The following is a 242-nucleotide window of genomic DNA, read 5'->3' as shown; positions in this document are numbered from 1 at the left end:
CCAACATCCCCGAGACCGTCACCTTCCGCAACCACTTCGGCCCGGACTACAGCCTCTTCCCGCCCCTGTCGGAGATGCGCAAGCTCGAGAACAAGAACTCCCGCCAGTACCTGGCCAGCCTGGTGCAGAACGTGCGCGAGCAGCTGCGCTACATGCGCGGCGCGCCCTCGGTGCAGATGAGCTTCATCCCCCCGGACATCCTCGGGCTGCGCGAGGAGATGGAGAAGGAGATCGAGGAGGAG

Annotated in this window: 1 protein-coding gene; it reads left to right on the top strand. The window is 65.3% G+C overall.

What is annotated here, in order from left to right:
• Positions 1–242 (top strand): hypothetical protein (locus SAY88_RS25540; protein ID WP_332635238.1); only part of this gene is annotated, 242 nt, incomplete at both ends.

It is taken from the genome of Halalkalibacter flavus (assembly GCF_036663575.1).
GTDB lineage: Bacteria > Bacillota > Bacilli > Bacillales > Bacillaceae_D > Halalkalibacter > Halalkalibacter flavus.
This window is presented reverse-complemented; position numbering and strand designations above follow the sequence as displayed.